At 74.6% G+C, this 1,209-nt stretch carries 2 protein-coding genes; one reads left to right on the top strand and one right to left on the bottom strand.

The features are described 5' to 3' along the window. On the bottom strand, window positions 1–627 hold a 627-nt coding region (locus tag D455_RS0114475; RefSeq protein WP_017571429.1), incomplete at its 3' end, for an aminoglycoside phosphotransferase APH(3'). Between the two features lie 121 nt (window positions 628–748). On the opposite strand from D455_RS0114475, the gene D455_RS0114470 reads away from it, so the two are divergent. Continuing rightward, a partial coding sequence (locus D455_RS0114470; protein ID WP_017571428.1) for a nucleotidyltransferase domain-containing protein occupies window positions 749–1,209 on the top strand: 461 nt, incomplete at its 3' end.

Genomic DNA, 1,209 nt, shown 5'->3' with positions numbered 1-1,209 from the left:
CCGGGCCCCCCCGCCGCCGTGGCGGCCGCACACCAGTTCGGTGTCGAGCAGGACGTTGGGCAGGCAGTAGTCACCGTGGACCAGCGTGACCGGGCCGGGACCCAGGGCGTGTGCCCGCTCGGTCAGTTCGGAGAGCACCTCGGCGGCGGGCGGCCCCTCCCGGCCCGCGGCGGTCCAGCTCCGGTCCACCATCCCCGACGCGACCCGCTCACGGATGTGCCTCAACTGGCCGTGCAGCGTCATGTCGAAGGGGCAGTCAGCGGTCGGAGCGGTGTGCAGGGCGCGCGCGGCCCGGGCCAGGAGCGTGACCACCCGCCGCCGGTCCCCGGCGGGCCAGGGTTCGTGGGCGGCGCGTCCGTCCAGGTGGCTCATGGTCAGCCAGAGCAGCCCCGACCACGCGCCCGAGGCCAGGGCCCGCGGTACGGGCAGCCCCTGGCCGCTCAACCAGCGCAGGCGCCTCTCCTGTCCCAGGAGCTCGGCCACCAGGTCGGAGCGGTCGGCGTCCACCGTCTTGAGCACCGCGACGGGCCGGTCCCGGGCGTCGAACAACCGGGCGACACGGGCTCCGGACAGGCCCACGTCGAGTTCCTCGGCGCGTGCGGCGGCCACGGTCGGCGGGATCAGCATGCCCGCACCCTAGCGTCGCCGGACGCCCGCGTCCCAGCGGTTTTCGGTACGTCGTCCGGTGCGGGCCGCCGCGACGGGATCCCGTGGTGGGGCCGGAACGCCGTCCGCCATCATGGAAGGCATGCCCACCTTCGACGACGCACGCTTCCCGTCCGCCGTGGCCGACCGCCTCGCGGCCCTGCCGACCGTCGAGGCCGTCACCCTCGGCGGCTCCCGCGCGCAGGGGACCCACCGCCCCGACAGCGACTGGGACCTGGCGATCTACTACCGCGGCGGCTTCGATCCACAGACCCTGCGGGACGTCGGCTGGGAGGGAGAGGTCTCGGAGGTCGGCGGCTGGGGAGGAGGGGTCTTCAACGGCGGTGCCTGGCTGCGGATCGACGGTCGCGCGGTGGACGTGCACTACCGCGACCTCGACGTGGTCGAGCACCAGATCGCCGAGGCCCGGCGGGGGCGCTTCCAGGTGGAACCGCTCATGTTCCACCTGGCCGGCATCCCCACCTACCTGGTCGTCGCCGAACTCGCCATCGGCCAGGTCCTCGTCGGGAACCCGCCCCGACCGGACTACCCCGAGGCGCTGCG

Origin of the sequence: Nocardiopsis halotolerans DSM 44410 (assembly GCF_000341065.1) — a bacterium.
GTDB classification, from domain to species: Bacteria; Actinomycetota; Actinomycetes; order Streptosporangiales; family Streptosporangiaceae; genus Nocardiopsis; species Nocardiopsis halotolerans.
This window is presented reverse-complemented; position numbering and strand designations above follow the sequence as displayed.